The organism is Rhodobium gokarnense, assembly GCF_025961475.1.
GTDB lineage: Bacteria > Pseudomonadota > Alphaproteobacteria > Rhizobiales > Rhodobiaceae > Rhodobium > Rhodobium gokarnense.
In genome coordinates, this window is the sequence record NZ_JAOQNS010000009.1 from 176784 (window position 1) to 195217 (window position 18434).

General features: G+C 65.8%; 16 protein-coding genes and 1 pseudogene. 9 read left to right on the top strand and 8 right to left on the bottom strand.

Features of this window, described 5'->3' with window-relative positions; all coding sequences use genetic code 11:
* The first annotated feature begins 337 nt into the window (after positions 1-337).
* The 5 genes from M2319_RS16160 to M2319_RS16180 all read left to right on the top strand — a co-directional run bounded on the left by M2319_RS16160 (position 338) and on the right by M2319_RS16180 (position 3875).
* Positions 338-817, top strand: a complete 480-nt coding sequence (locus M2319_RS16160) for a (R)-mandelonitrile lyase (RefSeq protein ID WP_264602491.1) — start codon at positions 338-340, stop codon at positions 815-817.
* Positions 818-938: 121 nt separating this feature from the next.
* A complete protein-coding gene (locus M2319_RS16165) occupies positions 939-1835 on the top strand; it encodes a LysR family transcriptional regulator (RefSeq protein WP_264602535.1) in 897 nt (298 codons plus the stop codon).
* Positions 1836-1975: 140 nt separating this feature from the next.
* Entirely contained in the window at positions 1976-2737 is a 762-nt protein-coding gene (locus tag M2319_RS16170; protein WP_264602492.1) for a carboxymuconolactone decarboxylase family protein, read from the top strand.
* Between the two features lie 49 nt (positions 2738-2786).
* The gene (locus tag M2319_RS16175) at positions 2787-3458 is read left to right on the top strand and encodes an NADPH-dependent F420 reductase (protein ID WP_406682176.1); all 672 of its coding nucleotides are present in this window, start codon (positions 2787-2789) and stop codon (positions 3456-3458) included.
* Positions 3459-3479: 21 nt separating this feature from the next.
* The gene (locus M2319_RS16180) at positions 3480-3875 is read left to right on the top strand and encodes a (R)-mandelonitrile lyase (RefSeq protein ID WP_264602494.1); all 396 of its coding nucleotides are present in this window, start codon (positions 3480-3482) and stop codon (positions 3873-3875) included.
* Positions 3876-3913: 38 nt separating this feature from the next.
* On the opposite strand, the gene M2319_RS16185 is transcribed toward M2319_RS16180, so the two are convergent.
* Complete coding sequence (locus M2319_RS16185) at positions 3914-4354, bottom strand: cytochrome P460 family protein (RefSeq protein ID WP_264602495.1); 441 nt, start codon at positions 4352-4354, stop codon at positions 3914-3916.
* Between the two features lie 249 nt (positions 4355-4603).
* On the opposite strand from M2319_RS16185, the gene M2319_RS16190 reads away from it, so the two are divergent.
* Together M2319_RS16190 and M2319_RS16195 are read left to right on the top strand one after the other, a co-directional pair.
* Positions 4604-5284: a dihydrofolate reductase family protein gene (locus M2319_RS16190; RefSeq protein WP_264602496.1), complete on the top strand. Its 681-nt coding sequence runs from the start codon at positions 4604-4606 to the stop codon at positions 5282-5284.
* 33 nt (positions 5285-5317) lie between these two features.
* Positions 5318-6688, top strand: coding sequence for an MFS transporter (locus tag M2319_RS16195; RefSeq protein WP_264602497.1), 1371 nt, complete (start codon positions 5318-5320; stop codon positions 6686-6688).
* Between the two features lie 48 nt (positions 6689-6736).
* Here M2319_RS16195 and M2319_RS16200 read toward each other — a convergent pair whose 3' ends face one another.
* On the bottom strand, positions 6737-7654 hold the full coding sequence (locus M2319_RS16200) for a LysR family transcriptional regulator (protein WP_264602498.1): 918 nt from the start codon (positions 7652-7654) through the stop codon (positions 6737-6739).
* A gap of 82 nt (positions 7655-7736) precedes the next feature.
* Between M2319_RS16200 and M2319_RS16205 the strand changes: the two genes are divergently transcribed.
* On the top strand, positions 7737-8624 hold the full coding sequence (locus M2319_RS16205; RefSeq protein ID WP_264602499.1) for an aldo/keto reductase family oxidoreductase: 888 nt from the start codon (positions 7737-7739) through the stop codon (positions 8622-8624).
* Between the two features lie 104 nt (positions 8625-8728).
* On the opposite strand, the gene M2319_RS16210 is transcribed toward M2319_RS16205, so the two are convergent.
* Both M2319_RS16210 and M2319_RS16215 read right to left on the bottom strand, forming a co-directional pair.
* Entirely contained in the window at positions 8729-9136 is a 408-nt protein-coding gene (locus tag M2319_RS16210; protein WP_264602500.1) for a Rap1a/Tai family immunity protein, read from the bottom strand.
* A 144-nt stretch (positions 9137-9280) separates the two neighbouring features.
* Positions 9281-11677, bottom strand: a complete 2397-nt coding sequence (locus tag M2319_RS16215) for a hypothetical protein (protein ID WP_264602501.1) — start codon at positions 11675-11677, stop codon at positions 9281-9283.
* A 262-nt stretch (positions 11678-11939) separates the two neighbouring features.
* On the opposite strand from M2319_RS16215, the gene M2319_RS16220 reads away from it, so the two are divergent.
* On the top strand, positions 11940-13607 hold the full coding sequence (locus M2319_RS16220) for a DUF262 domain-containing protein (RefSeq protein ID WP_264602502.1): 1668 nt from the start codon (positions 11940-11942) through the stop codon (positions 13605-13607).
* Positions 13608-13653: 46 nt separating this feature from the next.
* Here the strand turns inward: M2319_RS16220 and ccmI are convergent, their stop codons facing one another.
* From ccmI to M2319_RS16240, 4 genes and pseudogenes are all read right to left on the bottom strand, one after another.
* Positions 13654-15087 carry a c-type cytochrome biogenesis protein CcmI gene (gene ccmI, locus M2319_RS16225; RefSeq protein WP_264602503.1) on the bottom strand — a complete coding sequence of 478 codons (1434 nt, stop codon included), beginning with the start codon at positions 15085-15087 and terminating at the stop codon, positions 13654-13656.
* Positions 15084-15587: a cytochrome c-type biogenesis protein gene (locus M2319_RS16230; RefSeq protein WP_264602536.1), complete on the bottom strand. Its 504-nt coding sequence runs from the start codon at positions 15585-15587 to the stop codon at positions 15084-15086. The genes ccmI and M2319_RS16230 overlap by 4 nt, the downstream gene beginning before the upstream one ends.
* A 15-nt stretch (positions 15588-15602) precedes the next feature.
* Positions 15603-17564 (bottom strand): annotated as a pseudogene (locus tag M2319_RS16235) (heme lyase CcmF/NrfE family subunit); the annotation flags it as partial.
* A complete protein-coding gene (locus M2319_RS16240; RefSeq protein WP_264602504.1) occupies positions 17561-18373 on the bottom strand; it encodes a Crp/Fnr family transcriptional regulator in 813 nt (270 codons plus the stop codon). The pseudogene M2319_RS16235 and the gene M2319_RS16240, both read right to left, overlap by 4 nt.
* Positions 18374-18434 lie beyond the last annotated feature (61 nt).

The following is an 18434-nucleotide window of genomic DNA, read 5'->3' on the forward strand; positions in this document are numbered from 1 at the left end:
GCCGGAAAAGAGAACGGCGACCGCAAGGCCCGCCCGGACGGTTTGTCTCCACTGCAAGAGCATTTCCGCAACCCCTTCGCCTGTCTGTGCCTGTCACCATGGAATGTAAGCCAGGCCGCGCACGGGATTAGCCCCTGCGCGTGCCTTTCGCTCATGAGCCATGCTCATCAATGAACCGGCGAAACAGCGCTCGCGACTGATGAATCGTCTTCATGACCGCTTCCCGTCAGCGCCGCATTAAATCCCGCCGCTTCAGGCCCAGCTAAGTCCGATGGCACGGAATGACCCGCTGCCGGAGGCCTCCAGGCCGATCGACGACCTAAGGAGACACACCGTCATGACCCGCATCCTTGCAGCAGCCCTCGGGCTCAGCCTGATCGCACCCGCCGCCCTCGTCGCCCCGCCGGTGATGGCCCAGTCCATGGAAGTCACCCGCGCCGGCGACCGCGAAGGCTTCGTCGGCCCCGCCGACAAGTTCTCCGGCACGGCCTATATCGAGCCGGTGTTCCCCAACACCGACCCGTTCGTCGTCAATGCCGGCAAGGTGACCTTCCTGCCGGGCGCCCGCTCGGCCTGGCACACCCATCCGGCCGGTCAGATGCTGGTCGTCACCTCCGGCACCGGCTGGGTCCAGGAGCGCGGCCAGGAACGCCAGGTCATGCAGGCCGGCGACGTCGTCTGGTGCCCGCCCGGCGTCGAGCACTGGCACGGCGCCACCGACAAGACCGCCGTTTCCCATATTGCCGTCCAGCAGTTCAAGGACGGCAAGAACGTCGTCTGGGGCGATCTCGTCACCGACGCCGAATACGCCGAGTAGCGCCGGCGTCGGCCGGCGGGCACGTCCCGTTGCCGCATAATGAAGTGGACCTATGAGTCCTGCGCATATATCTTGAGGGAAGCCGAAGATGATCCCCGACACCCAGATCAAGGCTTCCCTCATGCTCAAAGAGAACATCAACGACCTGATCGCGCTGGCGACCGTCGCCGAGGAGCGCAGCTTCACCCGCGCCGCCGCGCGGCTGAACGTGTCGCAGTCGGCGCTCAGCCACACCATCAAGGGCCTGGAGGAGCGCATCGGCCTGAGGCTCCTGACCCGCACCACGCGCTCCGTCGCCCCGACGCTGGAGGGCGAGGACCTTCTCGCCACGATCAATCCGTGCTTCGAGAAGATCGAGGCGCGGCTTCAGGCATTGAACGACCGCCGCGCCGAGCCCGCCGGAACGGTCCGCATCGCCGCCACCGAATATGCCATCGAGACCCTGCTCTGGCCGAAGCTGTCGCCGGTCCTGAAGGAATACCCGTCCGTGAACGTCGAAATGGTCATGGACTACGGCTTCACCGACCTTGCCACCTCGCAGTGCGATGCGGGTGTGCGCTACGGCGAGCAGGTCAGCGACGGCATGATCTCCGTGCGCATCGGGCCGGAGGAACGCATGATCTGCGTCGGCGCCCCGGACTATTTCGCCGACAGGGGCGTGCCCCGGACGCCGCAGGAACTCGATAATCATCGATGCATCAATCTGCGCCTGTCCACCCACGGCGCCCTTTATGCCTGGGAGTTCGAGGACGAGAAGGGCCAGGAGATCCGCGTCAAGGTCAAGGGCCAGACCTGCTTCAACACGATCAATCCGGTGCTGCGCGCCGCCCTCGACGGGCACGGCCTCGCCCTGGTGCCCGAACGCCTCGCCGCCGCCGACCTTGCGGCCGGGCGCCTGCAGATCTGCCTCGACAAATATTCGCCCTACTTCCCCGGCTTCCATCTCTACTATCCGAGCCGGCTGCGGCCGTCCTCCGCCTTCGAGGTCGTGCTCGGCGCGCTGAGGGAGCGGGGATAGGGCAGGCCACGCGGTCTCTCGCGGCAGTCGCCGTCTTTCATGAGCCAGCCTCATGAGTGCTTTGGGAGATCGGCGCATTAAGCCCGGCGCCTCGGCACCCCAAATGAATCGGGTCACCGTTCCGCACCAAGGAGACCCCGATGAAAACGCATCTCGCCGCCTCGGTCCTCATGCTGATGAGTTCCGGCGCCTTTGCCGAGGACCTCGGCCGCACCCTGCCCGGCGAGGTCGGCCGCGTCGCCCCCGCGCTCGAGGCCTATTCCAACAACGCCCTGTTCGGCACCGTCTGGCAGAAGGACACGCTGTCGGCGCGCGACCGCGCCCTCGTCACCTTCGCCGCCCTGATGACCCGGCACGAGACCGAGGCGCTCGGCGCCCATGCGGCGCTCGCGCTCGATGCCGGCGTCACCCCTGCGGAGATTTCCGAGACCATCACCCACCTTGCCTTCTACACCGGCTGGGGCAACGCCACCGCTGCGGCCACGGCCGTCGCCCCCGTCTTTGAGGAGCGCGGCGTCAAAGCGGAAGACCTGCCGGCGGTGGAGCCGGACCTTCTGCCGCTCGACGAGGAGGCCGAGGCCAAGCGCCAGGACTTCGTCTCCAGCACCTATGGCGACGTCAGCAAGGGCATTGTCGACAACACCCAGCAGCTCCTGTTCCTCGACCTCTGGCTGCGCCCGGGGCTCGAGCCGCGCGACCGCAGCCTCGTCACCGTCGCCGCGCTGATCGCCGCCGGCCAGCCGGAGCAGATGACCTTCCACCTCAACCGGGCGATGGACAACGGCCTCAGCAAGGAAGAGGCCGGCGCCATGCTCTCGCACCTTGCCTTCTATGCCGGCTGGCCGAAGGTCTTCTCCGCCCTTCCGGTCGCCAAGGAAGTCTTCGCCTCGCGCGCCGAATAACGCGCACCGGCCGGCGGAAACCCATTCCCGCCGGCCGGCACTCCCATAGATACCCCCACGGACATCGGCACAGGTAAGACAGATGAAGATCGGCATTCTCGGATCGGGCCTGATGGGCGCCAAGCTGGGCCGGCTCTGGGCCGCCTGCGGCCACGATGTGACCTTTGCCTATTCCCGCAGCCCGGCAAAGCTGGAGCGGCTGGCGCGCGACTGCGACGCTGCCCACGGCACCGTTGCCGAGGCCGTCGCGGACGCCGACGCGCTGCTTCTCGCCGTCCACTGGTCGCGCATCGACGACGTGCTGCACCAGGCCGGCGACCTTGCCGGAACGGTCGTCCTCAATTGCTGCGTCCCGCTCGACGACAGCAACACCGACATCGTCGTCGGCATGACCACCTCCGGCGCCGAGCAACTGGCCCGCAAGCGCCCGAAGGCGCGCTGGGTTTCGTGCTTCAACACCAGCCCGTCGGAGAGCTTTGCCGGCGTCTTTGCCCGCAAGGCCGAGGAGCCGCGGCCGCACCTGCTGGTCTATGGCGACGATGCCGGTGCCAAGAAGATCGCCGGCGAACTCGTCCTCGACATCGGCTTCGAACCACTGGAGGCCGGCGGCCTCCGCACGGCCCGCTTCGTCGAACCCTTCGCCATGGTGACGGCCGAACTCGCCTATGGTCAGCCGGGCGGTCCGGCCCTGACCTATCGTTTTGACAAGCTGCGCACATAGGTGCGCAGGAAAGGAGAAAAAATGAAAATTGTCAGATCAGGAAGCAACCCTTCCAACCCCGGCCCGGACGATTATTTCTCCGGGACGGCGCGGATCGATCCGCTGTTCGCCGCTGAGGAGCCCGGCCGCACGAGCTGCGCGCTGGTGACCTTCGAGCCCGGCGCCCGCACCGCATGGCACACCCATCCGGCGGGCCAGACGCTGATCGTCACCTTCGGGCGCGGCCGCGTCCAGCGTGAGGGCGGCCCGGTGGAGGAAATCCGCCAGGGCGACGTCGTCTGGTTCCCGGCCGAGGAAAAGCACTGGCACGGCGCGGCCCCGGAGACCGCGATGAGCCACATCGCCATCCAGGAAAGCATCGACGGCAGCCCCGTCACCTGGATGGAAAAGGTCAGCGACGAAGACTACAACGGCTGACCTTGGCCTTGAGACGCCGGGCGCACGCCGCCCGGCGCTCAGTCCATCATCCGGTCGCGGGTGAAGACGTAATCGTTGGCCGCCTCCGAGGCATGGCACGATTCGCAGCGCTTGCCGTCCTCAGCGGCATTCGGCGTCCCGTCGGGCGCGAACTCCCGGTACATCCAACTGCCTGACGCCGACCGGTCGGCCCATTCGGCCCGCTTCTCCATGACGAGGATGCGGGTCAGCTTGCCGCCGCGGAAATCGTCCATGGTGATCACCGTGCCGTCCGGAAACGGCGCTCCGGCCCGCGCCGCGTCAACGGCCTCCTGGGAGGTGTAGATCTCCTCGGTGATGCCGCCGCGCACGAAGGTCGTGTAGTGGACGGCGTCACGGTAGCCGTCCGGCAGCGCGACCTCGTCATTGTGCATCTGGGCAAGAACCGGCATGGCAAAGACGACGCCGCCAAGGACGATGAGGGCTTTTCTGGCAGTCATGGTGGTCTCCTCGGGATCGGGCCCCAAGACTACCCGCGGACGCCCGCAAGGATTATCGGGTGATTGGCGAAGCCGGAGATGAGCTTTGCTCATCAATAGGTCCCGCCGGCGCCGTGCATTCATGAGATGACCTCATCAGTGCCAGCGGCCGTGACCCCATTCCGCTTGCCCGGTTGCCGCTCTATGTCACGCCTATCGCACCGTCCTTGGCGGCGGCGCGAGCAACCCATCGAACCAACGAGCACCCACATGCCGAGACCGGAAATCATCTGCCACATGGTCACGTCGCTGGACGGACGGCTGCTGCCGGACCGCTGGCCGGTCTGCCAGGAGAGCCTTTCGAGCCTCTACGACAGCGTCGCCGACCGGTTCGGCGCCGACGGCTGGATCGTCGGCCGCAAGACCATGGAGCACTACCTTGCCACCGGACCGTGTTCCACGGTGCCCGAGGCGCAGCCGCGCGCCGACGTCGTCGCCGACGCTGCGGGCCGCGATATCGGCATCTGCTTCGACCGCCAGGGGCGCCTGCGCCCCGAAACCGGCGAGGTCGACGGTGACCACCTGGTCCTGGTGCTGTCGGAACGGGTCTCCAAAGAGCACGCGGACGATCTTGCCGCGCGCGGCGTCTCGGTGTTTTTCGCCGGACCCGACGGCGACGACATCGCCGGCGTCCTGCCGCGGATCGCGGAGGCCTTCGGCGCCCGGCGCCTGCTCCTGGAAGGCGGCGGACAGCTCAACGGCGCCTTCCTTGCGGCGGACCTCATCGACGAGACCAGCACGCTGATCCTGCCGGTGATCGACGGCAAGAGCGACGTCCCGGCGATCTACGACAACCACGACGACGCCAGGGCGCTGCACCTCGATCTCATTTCGGTGAAAGACCTCGACGACGGCACCGTCTGGCTGCGCCACAGCGTCAAGCGCGCCTGACCGGTGCGGCGTTTCCCCAGCAAGGACCGAGACATGAATTCTTCCGGCAACGACCGACCCTCGAACGGGCCTCTGGTGGTGGTGGCGCTGGCCACGCTCTTGGCGCTCGTCGTCTTTACCGCCCCGCTGACGACGCTGGAGGCGATGACGGCGACCTTCGGCATGTCGTCCGGACTGCAGGCCTGGGTGATGAGCGGCACGCCGCTCGGCGCCGCGGCGGGGCTGCTCACCGCCGGCGCCCTCGGCGACACGCTCGGCCGCAGGCGCACCTTCATAGGCGGCATCTGGCTGACGGCCGTCGCCTCGGTGGTCGCGGCCCTTGCGCCGGAAGCGGTGTTCCTCATCGCCGCACGGATCGCCCAGGGTCTCGGCACGGCCGGCGTGATGGCCTGCGGCCTCGGCCTCCTCGGCCAGGTCTATAGCGGCGAAGCGCGGCGGCATGCAGCCGGCGTCTGGGCCGCTTCGATTGGCGCCGGCGTTGCCGTCGGTCCGATCCTTGCCTCCCTGACGATGAATTTTGCCGGCTGGCAGGCCATCCACTGGCTGCTCGCCGCGATCTGCGCTGCGCTCGCCGTCCGGGCCGTGTCGATGTTGCCGGAAAGCCCGCGGGCGGACGAGCGCGTCGACATCGCCGGCAGCGTCCTTCTGGTGACCGGCCTCGGCGCCCTTTTGGCGGCGCTGATCGAGGTGCGTTTCGGCCTCACCGTTCCGGTCATCGGCCTCATTGCCGCCGGAGGCATTCTCATCGGGCTCTTCCTCAGGGTGGAGCGCCGCGTCGCCAATCCGATCCTGCGGCTCGACCTCTTCCGGCGGGCCGACTTCACCGGCGCGACCATTGCCGCCTTTGCCTCCGGCGCCGGCGTGCTGGCGCTGATGTCGATGGTGCCGACCCTTCTGGAGCGCGGCTACGGGGTCGCCCCGCTCATTGCCGCTTTCGTGCTTCTGGCGTGGTCCGCCGTGACGATCTTTTCCGCGCTCGGCGCGCGCTATCTGCCCGACACGCTGTCGGCCCGCACGCTTGCCGTCGTCAGCATTCTCGGCTGTGCGGCGGGCCAGCTCCTGCTCATCCTCGCCGATCGTGGATCGGGCTGGTGGGTGGTGCTGCCGGGGCTCTTCGTTGCCGGCGTCTCCAACGGCATCCTCAACGCCTCGCTCGGCCATGCCGCCGTCGAGACCGTGCCGGAAGAGCGATCCGCCATGGGCTCGGCCGCCAACAACACGGCGCGCTATCTCGGATCGGCGATCGGCATTGCGCTGATTTCCATCCTGATCGCCGGGACGCACGGCAAGGGCCTCTTTGTCGGCTGGCACGAATCCGTCATCGCCACCTCGGCCCTCGGTGTTCTCGGCGCGCTGGCGATGGTCCGGCTCTCCGGCGCCGAGGCCGACGCCCGGGCGTCCTGACCGCCGCAGGGCGGGGCGAACAGCCCGGCTTGCCGGCCGCGCCGGCCGCTACGCCTGGCCGCGCTTTTCAGCGATGAAGTCGATGAACGCGCGCAATACCGTCGGCATGAAGCGGCTGGAAAAATAGAGCTTCGGCCCGTCGAACTCCTGCCACCAGTCGGCGAGGACGGGAACGAGCGCGCCGCTTTGCATGTGCGGCTCCAGCCAGTTGCGGAATGTATGCACCATGCCGTGCCCGGCGATGGCGAGGTCGATCATCGCCGCTGCGCCGCCCGACGCCATGACGATCCGCGCCGGCGGATCGACGATCAGAACCTCGCCGTCGCGCTCGAACTCCCACTCCGAAAGCGCGCCGCTGGCAAAGCGGGCGCGGATGCAGTCGTGGTCCATCAGGTCGCGCGGGTGCCGGGGCGTGCCCCGCCGTTCCAGATAGCCGGGCGCGGCGGCCAGCGCGGCCCACTGGGTCCGCGGGCCAATCGGCACCGCGATCATATCCTGGGCCAGGTGCTCGTCGTAGCGAATGCCGGCGTCGCAGCCGACCGCGGTGATGTCGACGAGGCGGTCGTCGACCATGATCTCGGCCTGGACATCGGGATGGCGGGCCAGGAAGCCGTCGAGCAGCGGCGGCAGGATGTCGACCATCACTGCGCCCGGAACGTTCAACTTGATGCGGCCGCGCACCTGGCCCTTCGAGCTTGCCGCCTCGTCCAGCGCCGCACGCGCTTCCGACATCACCGGTTCGATGCGCTCGGCGAGGGCCCGTCCGGCCTCGGTGAGCTGGACGCTCCGGGTGGTGCGCGTGAACAGCGGCACGCCGAGGCCCGCCTCCAGCCGCGACACCGTCTCGCTCACCGTCGACGGCGACAGGTGCAGCCATCGCGCCGCGACGCGAAAGCCGCCGGCACGGCGCACGGCCAGGAAGACGGCGAGGTCGTCCATCGGGGGAAAGGGGCTATTGTTCGCCATGGCGAACAAATTATTCGGCAACAGATCGGTTATCAATGGCAGAGCGAACAAACATCTTTGGGGGGAGACAAAAGGAGCCCCCATGACCGAACACACCTCCGCAGCCTCCGCCGGACGCTTTACCCTTGCCGGCACCGACATCACCGTCAACCGCATGGGCTATGGCGCCATGCAGCTTGCCGGTCCCCAGGTCTTCGGCGACCCCCGGGATCCCGACGAGGCGCGCGCCGTGCTGCGCGAGGCTGTCGATCTCGGCGTCGACCATATCGACACCAGCGACTTCTACGGACCGCACGTGACCAACCGGCTGATCCGCGAGACGCTTCATCCCTATCCGGACAACCTCGTCATCGTCACCAAGATCGGGGCACGGCGCGGCGACGACGGTGCCTGGCTGCCGGCCTTCGGGGCGTCGGAGATCGAGCGCGCGGTGGAGGATAACCTGCGCAACCTCGGGCTCGACGCCCTCGACGTGGTCAATCTGAGGATCATGTTCGGCATCCACGCGCCGGCCGAAGGATCGATCGCCGAACCGCTCACGGTTCTGGCGGGTTTGCAGGAAAAGGGCCTCGTCCGCCACATCGGGCTCAGCAACGTGACCGAAACGCAAATCCGTGAGGGCCGCAGCATTTGCGACATCGTCTGCGTCCAGAACCAGTACAATCTCGTCTTCCGCTCGGATGACGCGCTCATCGAGGCGCTGGCGCGGGACGGCATCGCCTATGTCCCGTTCTTCCCGCTCGGCGGCTTTTCGCCCCTGCAGACCGACGAGCTCAACGAGGTCGCCCGGGAGATCGGCGAGGCGCCGCAGACCGTGGCGCTTGCCTGGCTGCTGCGGCGCAGCCCCAACATCCTGCTCATTCCCGGCACCTCCAGGCGCGCGCATCTGCGCGAGAACATCGCCGCCGCCGGGCTGACCTTGAGCGACGACCAGATGCAGCGGCTGAACGCGATTGCCGCGATGCAATAACGGGGCGCGATGAAAAAAAGCGGGCCGCCCCATGAGGGCGACCCGTATTAGTGTCCGCCACACGCCGCATGCGGCGGTCTCGCTTCCTGCCCTGTCCGAGCCCGCTATTGTCCGGTGCTGGCCTCTTGCGCCGAACAGGCGAATTTGGCCTTCAGCGTGTCGAGCAGGACGGCACCGGCCGGCAGATGGCGGCGATCGTAATCCTCGTTGACATAGCGCATGAAGGCCCAGCGGATCTCGTCGGGCAGGTTCAATTCCGGCAGGCAGATGTCGTGGCCCCGGCCGGTCATGCCGGCCAGTTGCAGGGCGTCGACGAAGCCTGAGATGTACTGTTCGCACTCGGTTTCGGCATAGCTGCCCCAGCGGGCGTCGTTGTCGGCTTCCATGCAGGGCGCCAGGAGGCCGCCGGCCGAATAGGGCAGGCCGGCCTTGCCGTCGTCCTCGGCCAAGGCCGTGCCGGCGAGGACCGTGCTGGCGGCAGCGGCCAGGATCAGGGTTCGAATGGGGACCATCGGGATTTCCTCCCTTCCTCGGTTGTCGCCCCGGCGGCGGGGTTCTTGCGCGCCGCATGCGGGACACCGGACTGTTAGGCGCCGGGGCATCCTGACCCAGGGGGGTGGGCAGGATGCCCCGGCTGCGGTGCGGCGAGGGCCGTCCTACTTGGCGCCTGCCTCCTCGTCGGCAGCCTTCTTTTCGGCATAGGCCTGCAACGCCGCGTTCATGACCGCTTGATGCTGGTCGTTGTTGACGAAGGTCGGCGAGTTGACCTTCGACCACAGTTCCTCATTGGTCATATTCTGGTGGCAGCCCATGCACAGGCCGGTGCGCTCCATCTTGTTGCGCATCTCCTGCGGCAGCGGGCCGGTCAGTGGCCAATGCGAGCCGATCGTCACCAGTTGCTTGCCCTCGCGCGTCACGATCTGCGACAGGTCGTGGTCGAGCTTCGGGATCGGCTGCGACTGCACCTGGGTCTTGGCCGGGATGATCTCGCCCAGCGCCGTTTCCAGGTCGACGGTGAAGCCCTTGTCGTAGCCCTTCAGGTAGCGACCGTCCTGGATGCCATACCCCAGTGTCTTCGGGTTGTTGTGGCAGCTCTCGCAGTCGCGGGCCTGGCGTCCGGCGGTGTGCGGCTGCACGGCGGCGTGGTCGAGACCCTTGGTGCCGCCGGCATCCGGCGTCATCCAGATCTCGTTGTTGGCCACCGTGTTGCCGTCCTTGTCGATCACCGTGGTGATGACTTGGCAGCCGGGCATCAGCGGGCTGACGCGGCCTTCGCCGTTGATGCCGAGGATCGGCTCTTCCCAGCGCAGGTAGGAGCGCGTCTCGGAGACCTTGCCGGCCGACTTCAGGCCGTTGGTGCCGAGCTTGTTGTCCTCGGTCAGGCCGTTTTCCTCACGCGAATTGGCGTTGTGGATCCAGTCGACGTCGGTCTTGCCCTCGGAGTAGTCGACGGTGATATGGCAGCCATAGCACTGGGGCGCCCAGTCCGCGTGGCAGGCATAGCATTCCATCGATTCCATGTGCTTGCCGACATTCATCATGGCGACCTGGGCCTTCAGGTTTTTCCAGGTGTTGTCGGTGGCGATCTGTTTCAGCACCGGGATCTCGAAGTCGAGGCCCGACGCGGAGTGCAGGATCACCTTCTTGCCGCTCTTGACGACGTTGCCGAACGGGTTGCCGCGGGCGGTCAGGAGATAGCCGTCCTCCGGCTCGTAGACCGTGGCGTTGTACATGAAGTCCGGCAGGTCTTCGGTCAGGCCGCGACCCGTGTCGCCGACATCCTTGTTATGCTCCTCGCCATAGCCGACGGGCAGCTCCCAGGGATATTTCGACACCGTGCCGTGGCAGTCCTCGCACTCGATCTCGACCTGGGCGAGGGTCGTGCCCGGCAAATTGCCGTCGCCATGCATGTCGATCGAGGTATGGCAGTCCTGGCACAGGAGCCCACCCTTCGGGTTGCCCGGCCGGCTTTCGATCTGGTGGTGCAGGTCGTCCTTGATGAACAGGTAGTTCTTGGTGTGCAGCTTCGGCTGCTTGCCGCCCTTGGCGTCATAGGGAGAGCCGTAGGGGAACTCCATGATGCCCTGGTAGCTGACGCCGATGCGCTTGCCGCGGTTGTGGCACGAGTTGCAGCTTTCCGACGGGATGCCGGAATATTCCACATCGGCGTGCTTGACCTTGGTCTTGCGGGTCGCCTGCATCTTGTGGATCAAAAGCTTGCCCGGCTGGTCCTTGGCGATTGTCGGATCCTTGCCCTCGTAAAAACCCTCGTTGGAATAGGGCACGTGGCAGGACGAGCAGCCGGAGCCGCGGAAATCGCCGCGCTTCTCGCGGCCGGTAACGCCCACATGGCAGCGCTGGCACTGCTGGCGCGAATAGGTGATGCCGGCCATTTCCGGATGCTTGGAGATGGCGTCGACGTCGACATCCGGCACCTGCTCGACCGCGCTCGGCATCTGGTCCGGGTGGTCGGTGGCGAACTTGGTCATATACGCCTTGTAGACGTCGGTGCCGACCGCGGGGGTCGATCCGTCCTCGTCCTTCAGGTTGTAGTTGGCCCAGACCACCTTGTGGTCCTTCTGCACAGACCAGGACCACAGGTTGCCCTGCAGCTTGCCGGCCTCGGTGTTCATCAGGGCCTTGGAGAGGCGCTCCGAATAATCGCCGTGGCACTGGCCGCAGGCGCGCTCCGAGGCACCCCACAGCGCCCCCGGATCGGGATAGAACATGTGCGGGCCGCCGGCTTCCGTGAGCTCGGCCGGGGCGCCGGTGTGGGCGGCTTTCTTGGTGGTCGCCGCCGGGTCGCCGCCATGGCAGACGACGCAGCCGCCCGGATCGCCATAGTCGACGCCGGTCGCCTCGATGGTCTCCATCATGTCGCCCTCGGAGAACCTCTCGATGCCCTCATGGCAGGACAGGCAGCCCTTTTCCTTGGCGAGTTCGGTCGAGACCGTCTCGAATTTCGGCTTTTCAGCCGGTTTCTCGTCGGCGGCAAGGGCGGGCCCCGCCATCATCGCCGTCAAGACACCCAGAAGCGCAAGTTTGCGTATCACTTGTTTCCCTCCATGCCGGATGGACCTGTTCATGCGCCTGCATATGACCAGCGGCGTGCAAAGAACCGATTCCACAAGGAGAAATGCTAGAGAGGGAACGCGCAAACGACCCTGACGTGGGTCAGGAATTGACGATTCTCAATATGTGAATGGGAGGTCGGCAAGCACGTAGTGCGCGTGGGTCGACTCATTCGCACCAATGACCTTTGAGTCTGAAAACTATCACGTGATATACGCGATCCAATTTCAATAGGAGGATTAAATGCAGCTCAACCCATTGCATCTAACGATCGCAGGCCTTGTAGAAGGACGCTTATTCCGTATCCCCGGTTATCAGCGAGCGTACTCTTGGCAGAAACGACAAAGACAGGACCTTTTTGCCGATATCGATGAGGCTTATCGGTCCGGACGGGAGCATTTTATGGCGACGGTAGTCGCCCTTGCTCGCGAGAAACGGACTATTGTTGCCGACGAGTTCACCGCGGTGGAACTTGTGGACGGCCAGCAGCGCGTCACGACCCTCATCATCCTTCTTAAGGCAATTGAAAAAAGCCTTTCAAGCGTTGAAGATGGGGAAGTCCGTGCCAAACGTGACCTTTGCGATCTTTTGGTCAAAGGGGACGAGCACTCGCTCGTGCTTCTCCAGACCAATCATGACAGTAGCAACGTCTTCACAAGCTACGTTCGTACTGGAAAATTTGATGAAAATTGCATTGCGACTGCCTCGGATCAAAACCTCGTAGAAGCTTTCCAAGATTGCGAGAGGTTCGTAGCCAGTTGGGCTAATAAGGGAAAGCTAATTGAATTACTAGCTACAATTCGTAACCGATTATCTTTAATATACCACGAGCTCTCCAACGAAGCGACTGTCTACCGCGTATTTGAAGTACTTAATAGCCGTGGCCTTGATGTGCGTTGGGTCGATAAGACTAAAAGCCAAATGATGGCCTCAATTTTTGAATTTTCCGAAGAAGGCGCCCGCGACGATAGTCTGTGCGAAATGCGAACCATTTGGCAGGACATATATAGAATTCTGGGTATGAAGCCGTTGTTGGGCACCGAGGCACTCCGCTTCGCTGGCACGTTGTTGGCGGCCTCGCAGCCGAATCGGATCTTAGGTGAAGAGGATGCATCGGTCGCACTAATCCGGCACGGCGGGAAAGAGCTTGCCAAGATCGTCGAAACCGCGGAGTGGCTTCGAAAGGTTGTCCGGTTCGTGAACGAGATCAGTTCCGATGAGCGACGAGCTGCGGTGACCAAGATTGCCCACGCCCGTTTCCTAGCGATTGCGATCATGTTACGCGACTTCAATAAGGAGACCCAAGATCGATTATTACTCGGTTGGGAAAAGGTGACTTTCCGCATCTTTGCTCTTGGCGGGGCGGACTCGCGTATGAAAGTTGGCGAGTACGTCAGATTGGCCTACGATATTTGGGCGAAAAAACTTACAGATACTGAAATCTTCGAAAAACTCAGGATCATTGGTGAGGACTATAACCTCAAGAGCATGTTTAGAGATAAGCATTATTGGGAATACTGCTATGATGGATGGGCTGAAGAGCTGCGTTACCTTCTCTTCCGCTACGACGAGCACCTTTCTGAGCAAGCTGGCGAACAAATAAATATATCGCAATGGAATAAGATTTGGACGGTCGAGCCTTCAAAATCGATAGAACATATCGTGCCACAAAGCGCTGCCCCTGATTTCGAACACCATCTCGGCAATCTGACGATGCTCGCACCGGGCGTAAACTCGTCGCTTCAAAACAAGTCGCCCGACAAAAAAGCTGACGCGTATCTCAGCTGTGGCATTCGTGAGACCATGACAGTCGGCAAGCGAATCAAAGAGACGGGTGAATGGACCGAATCGGAGGTCAAAGATCGGGCGAAACGGATTGAACAGTTTGCGTTAGCGGAATGGGGCGAATGAGCTGTCATGGAAGATCGCTAGTTAAACTAGCATTGTTGCATGAACCTCACTCCCCAATCCCCAACTCCCTCGCCGTCTCATCCAGCGCCGCCAGCACCGTCTCGTTCCCCTCGAAATGCCCTCGCGCCTTTTCAAGTGCCGTGGCGGCGCGCGCGCGTTCGTTCAGGACCGAGTAGGAGCGGATGAGCATGATCCAGCCGTTGGGGTTGTCGGGCTTTTCGCTGAGCTTGGCTTCCAGGCCCTCGACCATGCCGTCGATCATGGCCGCGCGGGTCTCGTCGGTCATCTCTGAGGCGGCGGCGATGTCGGTGGCGGTCGGGCCGTTCACCGCGGGCACCTCAAGATTGTCGAGGCCGAGGCTGCGGGCGGTGGCGTCTAGCTGTTGCAGGATGAAGGGCGCGGCGGCGTAGCGGGTGCGGGCCTTGTTAAGGGCGTCGAGCGCCTTGGCGTTGGCGCCGGTTTCGGCCCGAAGGGTCGCCAGTTCGATCCAGCCCCGAAAGTCCTTGGGCTCGGCCGCGAGCTTTTTCTCAAGCTCTTTGATGCGCGCGGAGGCGTCCTTGCCGCTACTCTCAGACGCGGCGGCATTGCCGGCGCGGGCGAGCTCGGCCTCGGTGGCGTCGGGCATCAGGGCTTTCAGGTCGCGTTTCAGGAACCGCGCCATGTTGGCGATGTCGCGGCGGACCAGCGCCAGCCAGGGCGCGCCCGGTGCGGACTCGGCCTTCAGCGCCATCCAGTCCTGTAGCGCGCCGTCGAAATCCTGCCGCTGGGCCTTCGCCAAAGCGAGGTAGTAGCGGGCGCGCGGGTCCTTCGGCCGCTTCTCGCGGACCTTGTGGAAGCTGATCTCGGCGATTGAACTGACCTTGTTGCCGTTGGCGAGCGTGACGGCCTCGGCATAGGCGGCAAGCACTCCCGGGTCATCGTCGGAAAGTTCCACGGCGTGCTTCAACGCGCCCGCCGCCTCGGTCGGGTTGTCGAGGGCGAGATAGGCGCGCCCGAGCGTCCACCAGGTCTCGAAATCCTTAGGGTCGGCCCTGGTCCGCTCGACGAGGAGCGCGATCTGGGCCGTCCTGTCGCCCCCGGCCGCCCGGCGCTGCAGCACTTCGGCCTTGCGTTCGGCAAGCGGCTGGTCCGGCAGGCCCGGCACGCCGAGGAGGAGATAAAGCCCGAGGGAGCCACCGGCGACGAGGAGCATGACGAGGGCCCCCGCCAGCGGCGCCCGGTGCGCCACATGGGCGACGGGGTCGAGCCGTTTGGCGGCCTTCAGCGTGCGCGCCTCGATCTCGGCGCGCGCGGCCTCGGCCTCGGCCGGCTCGATGCGCCCCTCGGCCTCGTCCCGGTCGATCTCGTCGAGCTGGTCGCGGTAGACCGAGATGGAAAAGTCCGCCTCGCCGACGACGCCGGCGGTGCGGCGCAGGAACGGCCGGCCGAGCCAGAGGGCGGCAAGGACGAGGCAAAGGCCGATGGCGATCCAGAGCGTCATGCGGCATCGCCCTTCAGGATTTCTTTGGCCCGGGCGCGCTCCGCATCGGAAAGGCCAGGTGCGCCGGCGCGCGTCTGGGCGGCAAGCACGCGCTGGCCGAGGAGGAGGGCGAGCACGAGAAACAGCGCCGGGGCGACCCACAGCACATAGGTCAGCGGCTTCACCGGCGGCTGCAGCAGCACGTAATCGCCATAGCGGGCGACGACATATTGCTTGACGCTGTCGGCGTCGTCGCCGGCCGCAACCCGCTCGCGCACCAGCACGCGAAGGTCATGCGCAAGGGTCGCGTTGGAATCGAAGATCGACTGGTTCTGGCAGACGAGGCAGCGCAGCTCCTTGCCGATGTCACGGGCTTTCTCTTCCAGTTTCGGATCGGCGAGGAACTCGTCGGCCTGCAGCCCGGCGGCCGTTGCCGGGTGCGCGGCAAGGACGGCAAGGCCGAGCGCGATGACCGTAATCGTGCCGGCGGCGACCGCCGCATGGCCTCCGCGGCGCCCCAGTTTCGGGCGCGCTCCCTTGCCCGTCCTGGGCCGGGAGGGCGCTCCGACCCTGAGGCGCCGGTCCGTGAGCGACACGAGGCCGCCGAGGGCCATGACGATGGCGCCGACCCACATCCAGGCGACGCCGGCATTGTAGTAGTAGCGGGTGACGAAGCCGCCGTTGCCGTCGGGCTCGCCGATGACCGCGTAGAGATCGCCGTGCCAGCGCGTGTCGATGGCCGCTTCCGTCGTCGCCTTGGCCTCGACCGGATACCAGCGGCGCTCCGGCTTCATGACGCCGTCGATCTCGCCGTGGCGCGCGACCTCGATGGTGGCGATTTCGGAGCGGTAGTTCGGGCCGCTGGCGTTCTTGACGCCGAGCAGCGTGAAGTCGTAGCCGCCGACGCTGACGGTCTCGCCCGGGCGCTGGACCTGGATCGCTTCCTCCGACCACGTGGAGGCCAGGGCGATGCCGCAAATGGCGATCGCAAGGCCGGCATGGCCGAAAAGGAGGCCCCAGGCGGTGCGCGGCAGGCCGATCAGCCGCCTGAGGCCCGTGAGAAGGCCGGCCCTTCGGAAGCCGGCCCGGGAGGAAAGGTCGAAAAGGGTCGCAAGCAGCAGCCAGACGCCGACGGCAAGCCCGGCAACGCCGAAGGGATTCTTGAACCCGTCGAGGAAGGCAACGACGACGGCGCCGGCGACGACGAGGCCGAACAGCGCGCGCAGGCGCCGGGCGAGCGGGCTGAGGTCCGCGCGCTTCCAGGTGAGGAACGGACCGATGCCGGCAACGAAGGCGACCGGCAGGAACATCGGCACGAAGGTCAGATTGAAGAACGGCGCGCCGACGGTGATGCGGGCGCCGGTCGTGATCTCCAGGAACAGCGGATAGAGCGTGCCCATGAAGACGGTGCCGCAGGCGGCCGCCAACAGAAGATTGTTGAGGAGGAGCCCGCCCTCGCGCGAGACCGGCTGAAACAGCCCGCCGCCTCGGATCTCCGCTGCCCGGTAGGCAAAGAGGCCGAGCGAGCCGCCGATGGCGAGCGCCAGGAGACCCAGGATGAAGACGCCGCGCTCCGGGTCCTGGGCGAAGGCGTGCACGGAGGAAAGGACGCCGGAGCGGACCAGGAACGTGCCGATGAGACTCAGCGAAAAGGTCAGGATGGCGAGCAGGATCGTCCATTTCTGCAGGGCATCGCGCTTTTCCGCGACCATGGCGGAGTGGAGCAGCGCGGTGCCGAGCAGCCAGGGCATGAAGGAGGCGTTTTCCACCGGATCCCAGAACCAGAAGCCGCCCCAGCCGAGCTCGTAATAGGCCCACCACGAGCCGAGCGCGATGCCGAGCGTCAGCCCGGCCCAGGCGACCAGGATGAAGGGCCGCATCCAGCGCGCCCAGCTCGGGTCGATGCGCCCGGCAAGGAGCGCGCCGACGGCAAAGGAAAAGGCCGTCGAGAAGCCGACATAGCCGAGATAGAGGAAGGGCGGGTGGATGGCGATGCCCGGGTCCTGCAGCAGCGGGTTCATGCCTTGTCCGTCGATCGGCGGGGTGGCAAGGCGCAGGAACGGGTTGGAGGTGACGAGGATGAAGGCGAGGAAGCCGGTGCCGATCATCGCCTGGACGGAAAGCACACGGGCGCGCATGGAGGTCGGGATGTTGCCGCCGAAAAGGGCGATCAGCGCGCCGAAGAGGGCGAGCATCAGCACCCACAGCAGCATGGAGCCTTCGTGGTTCGCCCAGACGCCTGAGATCTTGTAGAGCAGCGGCTTCGTGGAGTGGGAGTTGGCGGCGACCGTTGCGACGGAAAAGTCCGACTGCACATAGGCCCAGGTGAGCGCGGCAAAGGCGGCGGCGATCGCCAGGAACTGGACCTGGGCGGCCCGGTCGGCAAGCTGCATGGCGCCGGCGTGGTCGCGGGCGACGCCGATCAGCGGCACCACCGCCTGGGCGAGCGCGACGACCAGCGCCAGGCACAGCGCGAAATGTCCGAATTCGACGATCATCCGGGGGCTTCCTCCGCCGGGTCGGCGGCATGCCAGCCGAACAGGATGCGCCCGAACAGCGATTCGGTCGGTTGGCCCGCGGTCGGCAGGCGGCGCTCCAGCGCGGCGAGGTCGTGGACGATGAACTCCGTCGGCGAGATGAAGGTCACCAGGCGCGTCTTGCGGATGCGGCTGAACAGCCGGCTGACGGTCTCGGAATTGAGGCCGAGATAGTCCGCGATGTCCTCGCGGCTCATCGGCAGGTCGACCCGGTAGCCGCCGACGCCCTGCCGGCCGAGCCGCCGCGTGATCTCGACCAGGAACTGCCAGACCCGCTCCATGCCGTCGAAGCGGCCGAGCATGACCATGTTGCCGTTGTGGCGTTCGAGCTGGCGGTGGGTGTGGCGGAAGAGCCCGGCCATCAGGCTGTGGGCGTGGCCGTTGAGCGCCATCAGGTCGCCGAGCGCGACCTGGCAGACGATGGAGGCACCGAGGGCCTCGACCCAGCTTTCGGCGCCGATGACGGCGCCGACCGGGCAGATGACGTCGCCGGGTGCGCTGAGGTCGGTGATCTGGCGCCGGCCGTCGGGCAGCACGGTGGCAAGCGCCACGAGGCCCTTGACGACGACCCAGATGCGCTTGCAGGACGGGCCGTCCTCGATGATGCGTTCGCCGCGCGAAATCGCGTACTGGTGCTGCGGCCGTGGGGTCCGGCGCGCCGCCGCCTCGGCGACGACCGCGCGAAAGCTGCAACCCGCGAGCGGACAGGCCGGACAGTCGTGGCCGGCCGTCACCGAACGGGCAAGCCGATCTGGCTCTTCCTGCGGCACGGCGGGATCTCCAACGAATTGTTGTTCTGGTTGGCGCCCCTGGCGCTTTTTCGGCCGGCCC

Coding starts and splice junctions, on each gene's coding strand:
- M2319_RS16205 (WP_264602499.1), top strand. CDS start 7,737: ATGACCGAACACACCTCCGCAGCCTCCGCCGGACGCTTTACCCTTGCC.
- M2319_RS16200 (WP_264602498.1), bottom strand. CDS start 7,654: ATGGCGAACAATAGCCCCTTTCCCCCGATGGACGACCTCGCCGTCTTC.
- M2319_RS16165 (WP_264602535.1), top strand. CDS start 939: ATGCTCAAAGAGAACATCAACGACCTGATCGCGCTGGCGACCGTCGCC.
- M2319_RS16185 (WP_264602495.1), bottom strand. CDS start 4,354: ATGACTGCCAGAAAAGCCCTCATCGTCCTTGGCGGCGTCGTCTTTGCC.
- M2319_RS16190 (WP_264602496.1), top strand. CDS start 4,604: ATGCCGAGACCGGAAATCATCTGCCACATGGTCACGTCGCTGGACGGA.
- M2319_RS16160 (WP_264602491.1), top strand. CDS start 338: ATGACCCGCATCCTTGCAGCAGCCCTCGGGCTCAGCCTGATCGCACCC.
- ccmI (WP_264602503.1), bottom strand. CDS start 15,087: ATGACGCTCTGGATCGCCATCGGCCTTTGCCTCGTCCTTGCCGCCCTC.
- M2319_RS16210 (WP_264602500.1), bottom strand. CDS start 9,136: ATGGTCCCCATTCGAACCCTGATCCTGGCCGCTGCCGCCAGCACGGTC.
- M2319_RS16180 (WP_264602494.1), top strand. CDS start 3,480: ATGAAAATTGTCAGATCAGGAAGCAACCCTTCCAACCCCGGCCCGGAC.
- M2319_RS16220 (WP_264602502.1), top strand. CDS start 11,940: ATGCAGCTCAACCCATTGCATCTAACGATCGCAGGCCTTGTAGAAGGA.
- M2319_RS16195 (WP_264602497.1), top strand. CDS start 5,318: ATGAATTCTTCCGGCAACGACCGACCCTCGAACGGGCCTCTGGTGGTG.
- M2319_RS16170 (WP_264602492.1), top strand. CDS start 1,976: ATGAAAACGCATCTCGCCGCCTCGGTCCTCATGCTGATGAGTTCCGGC.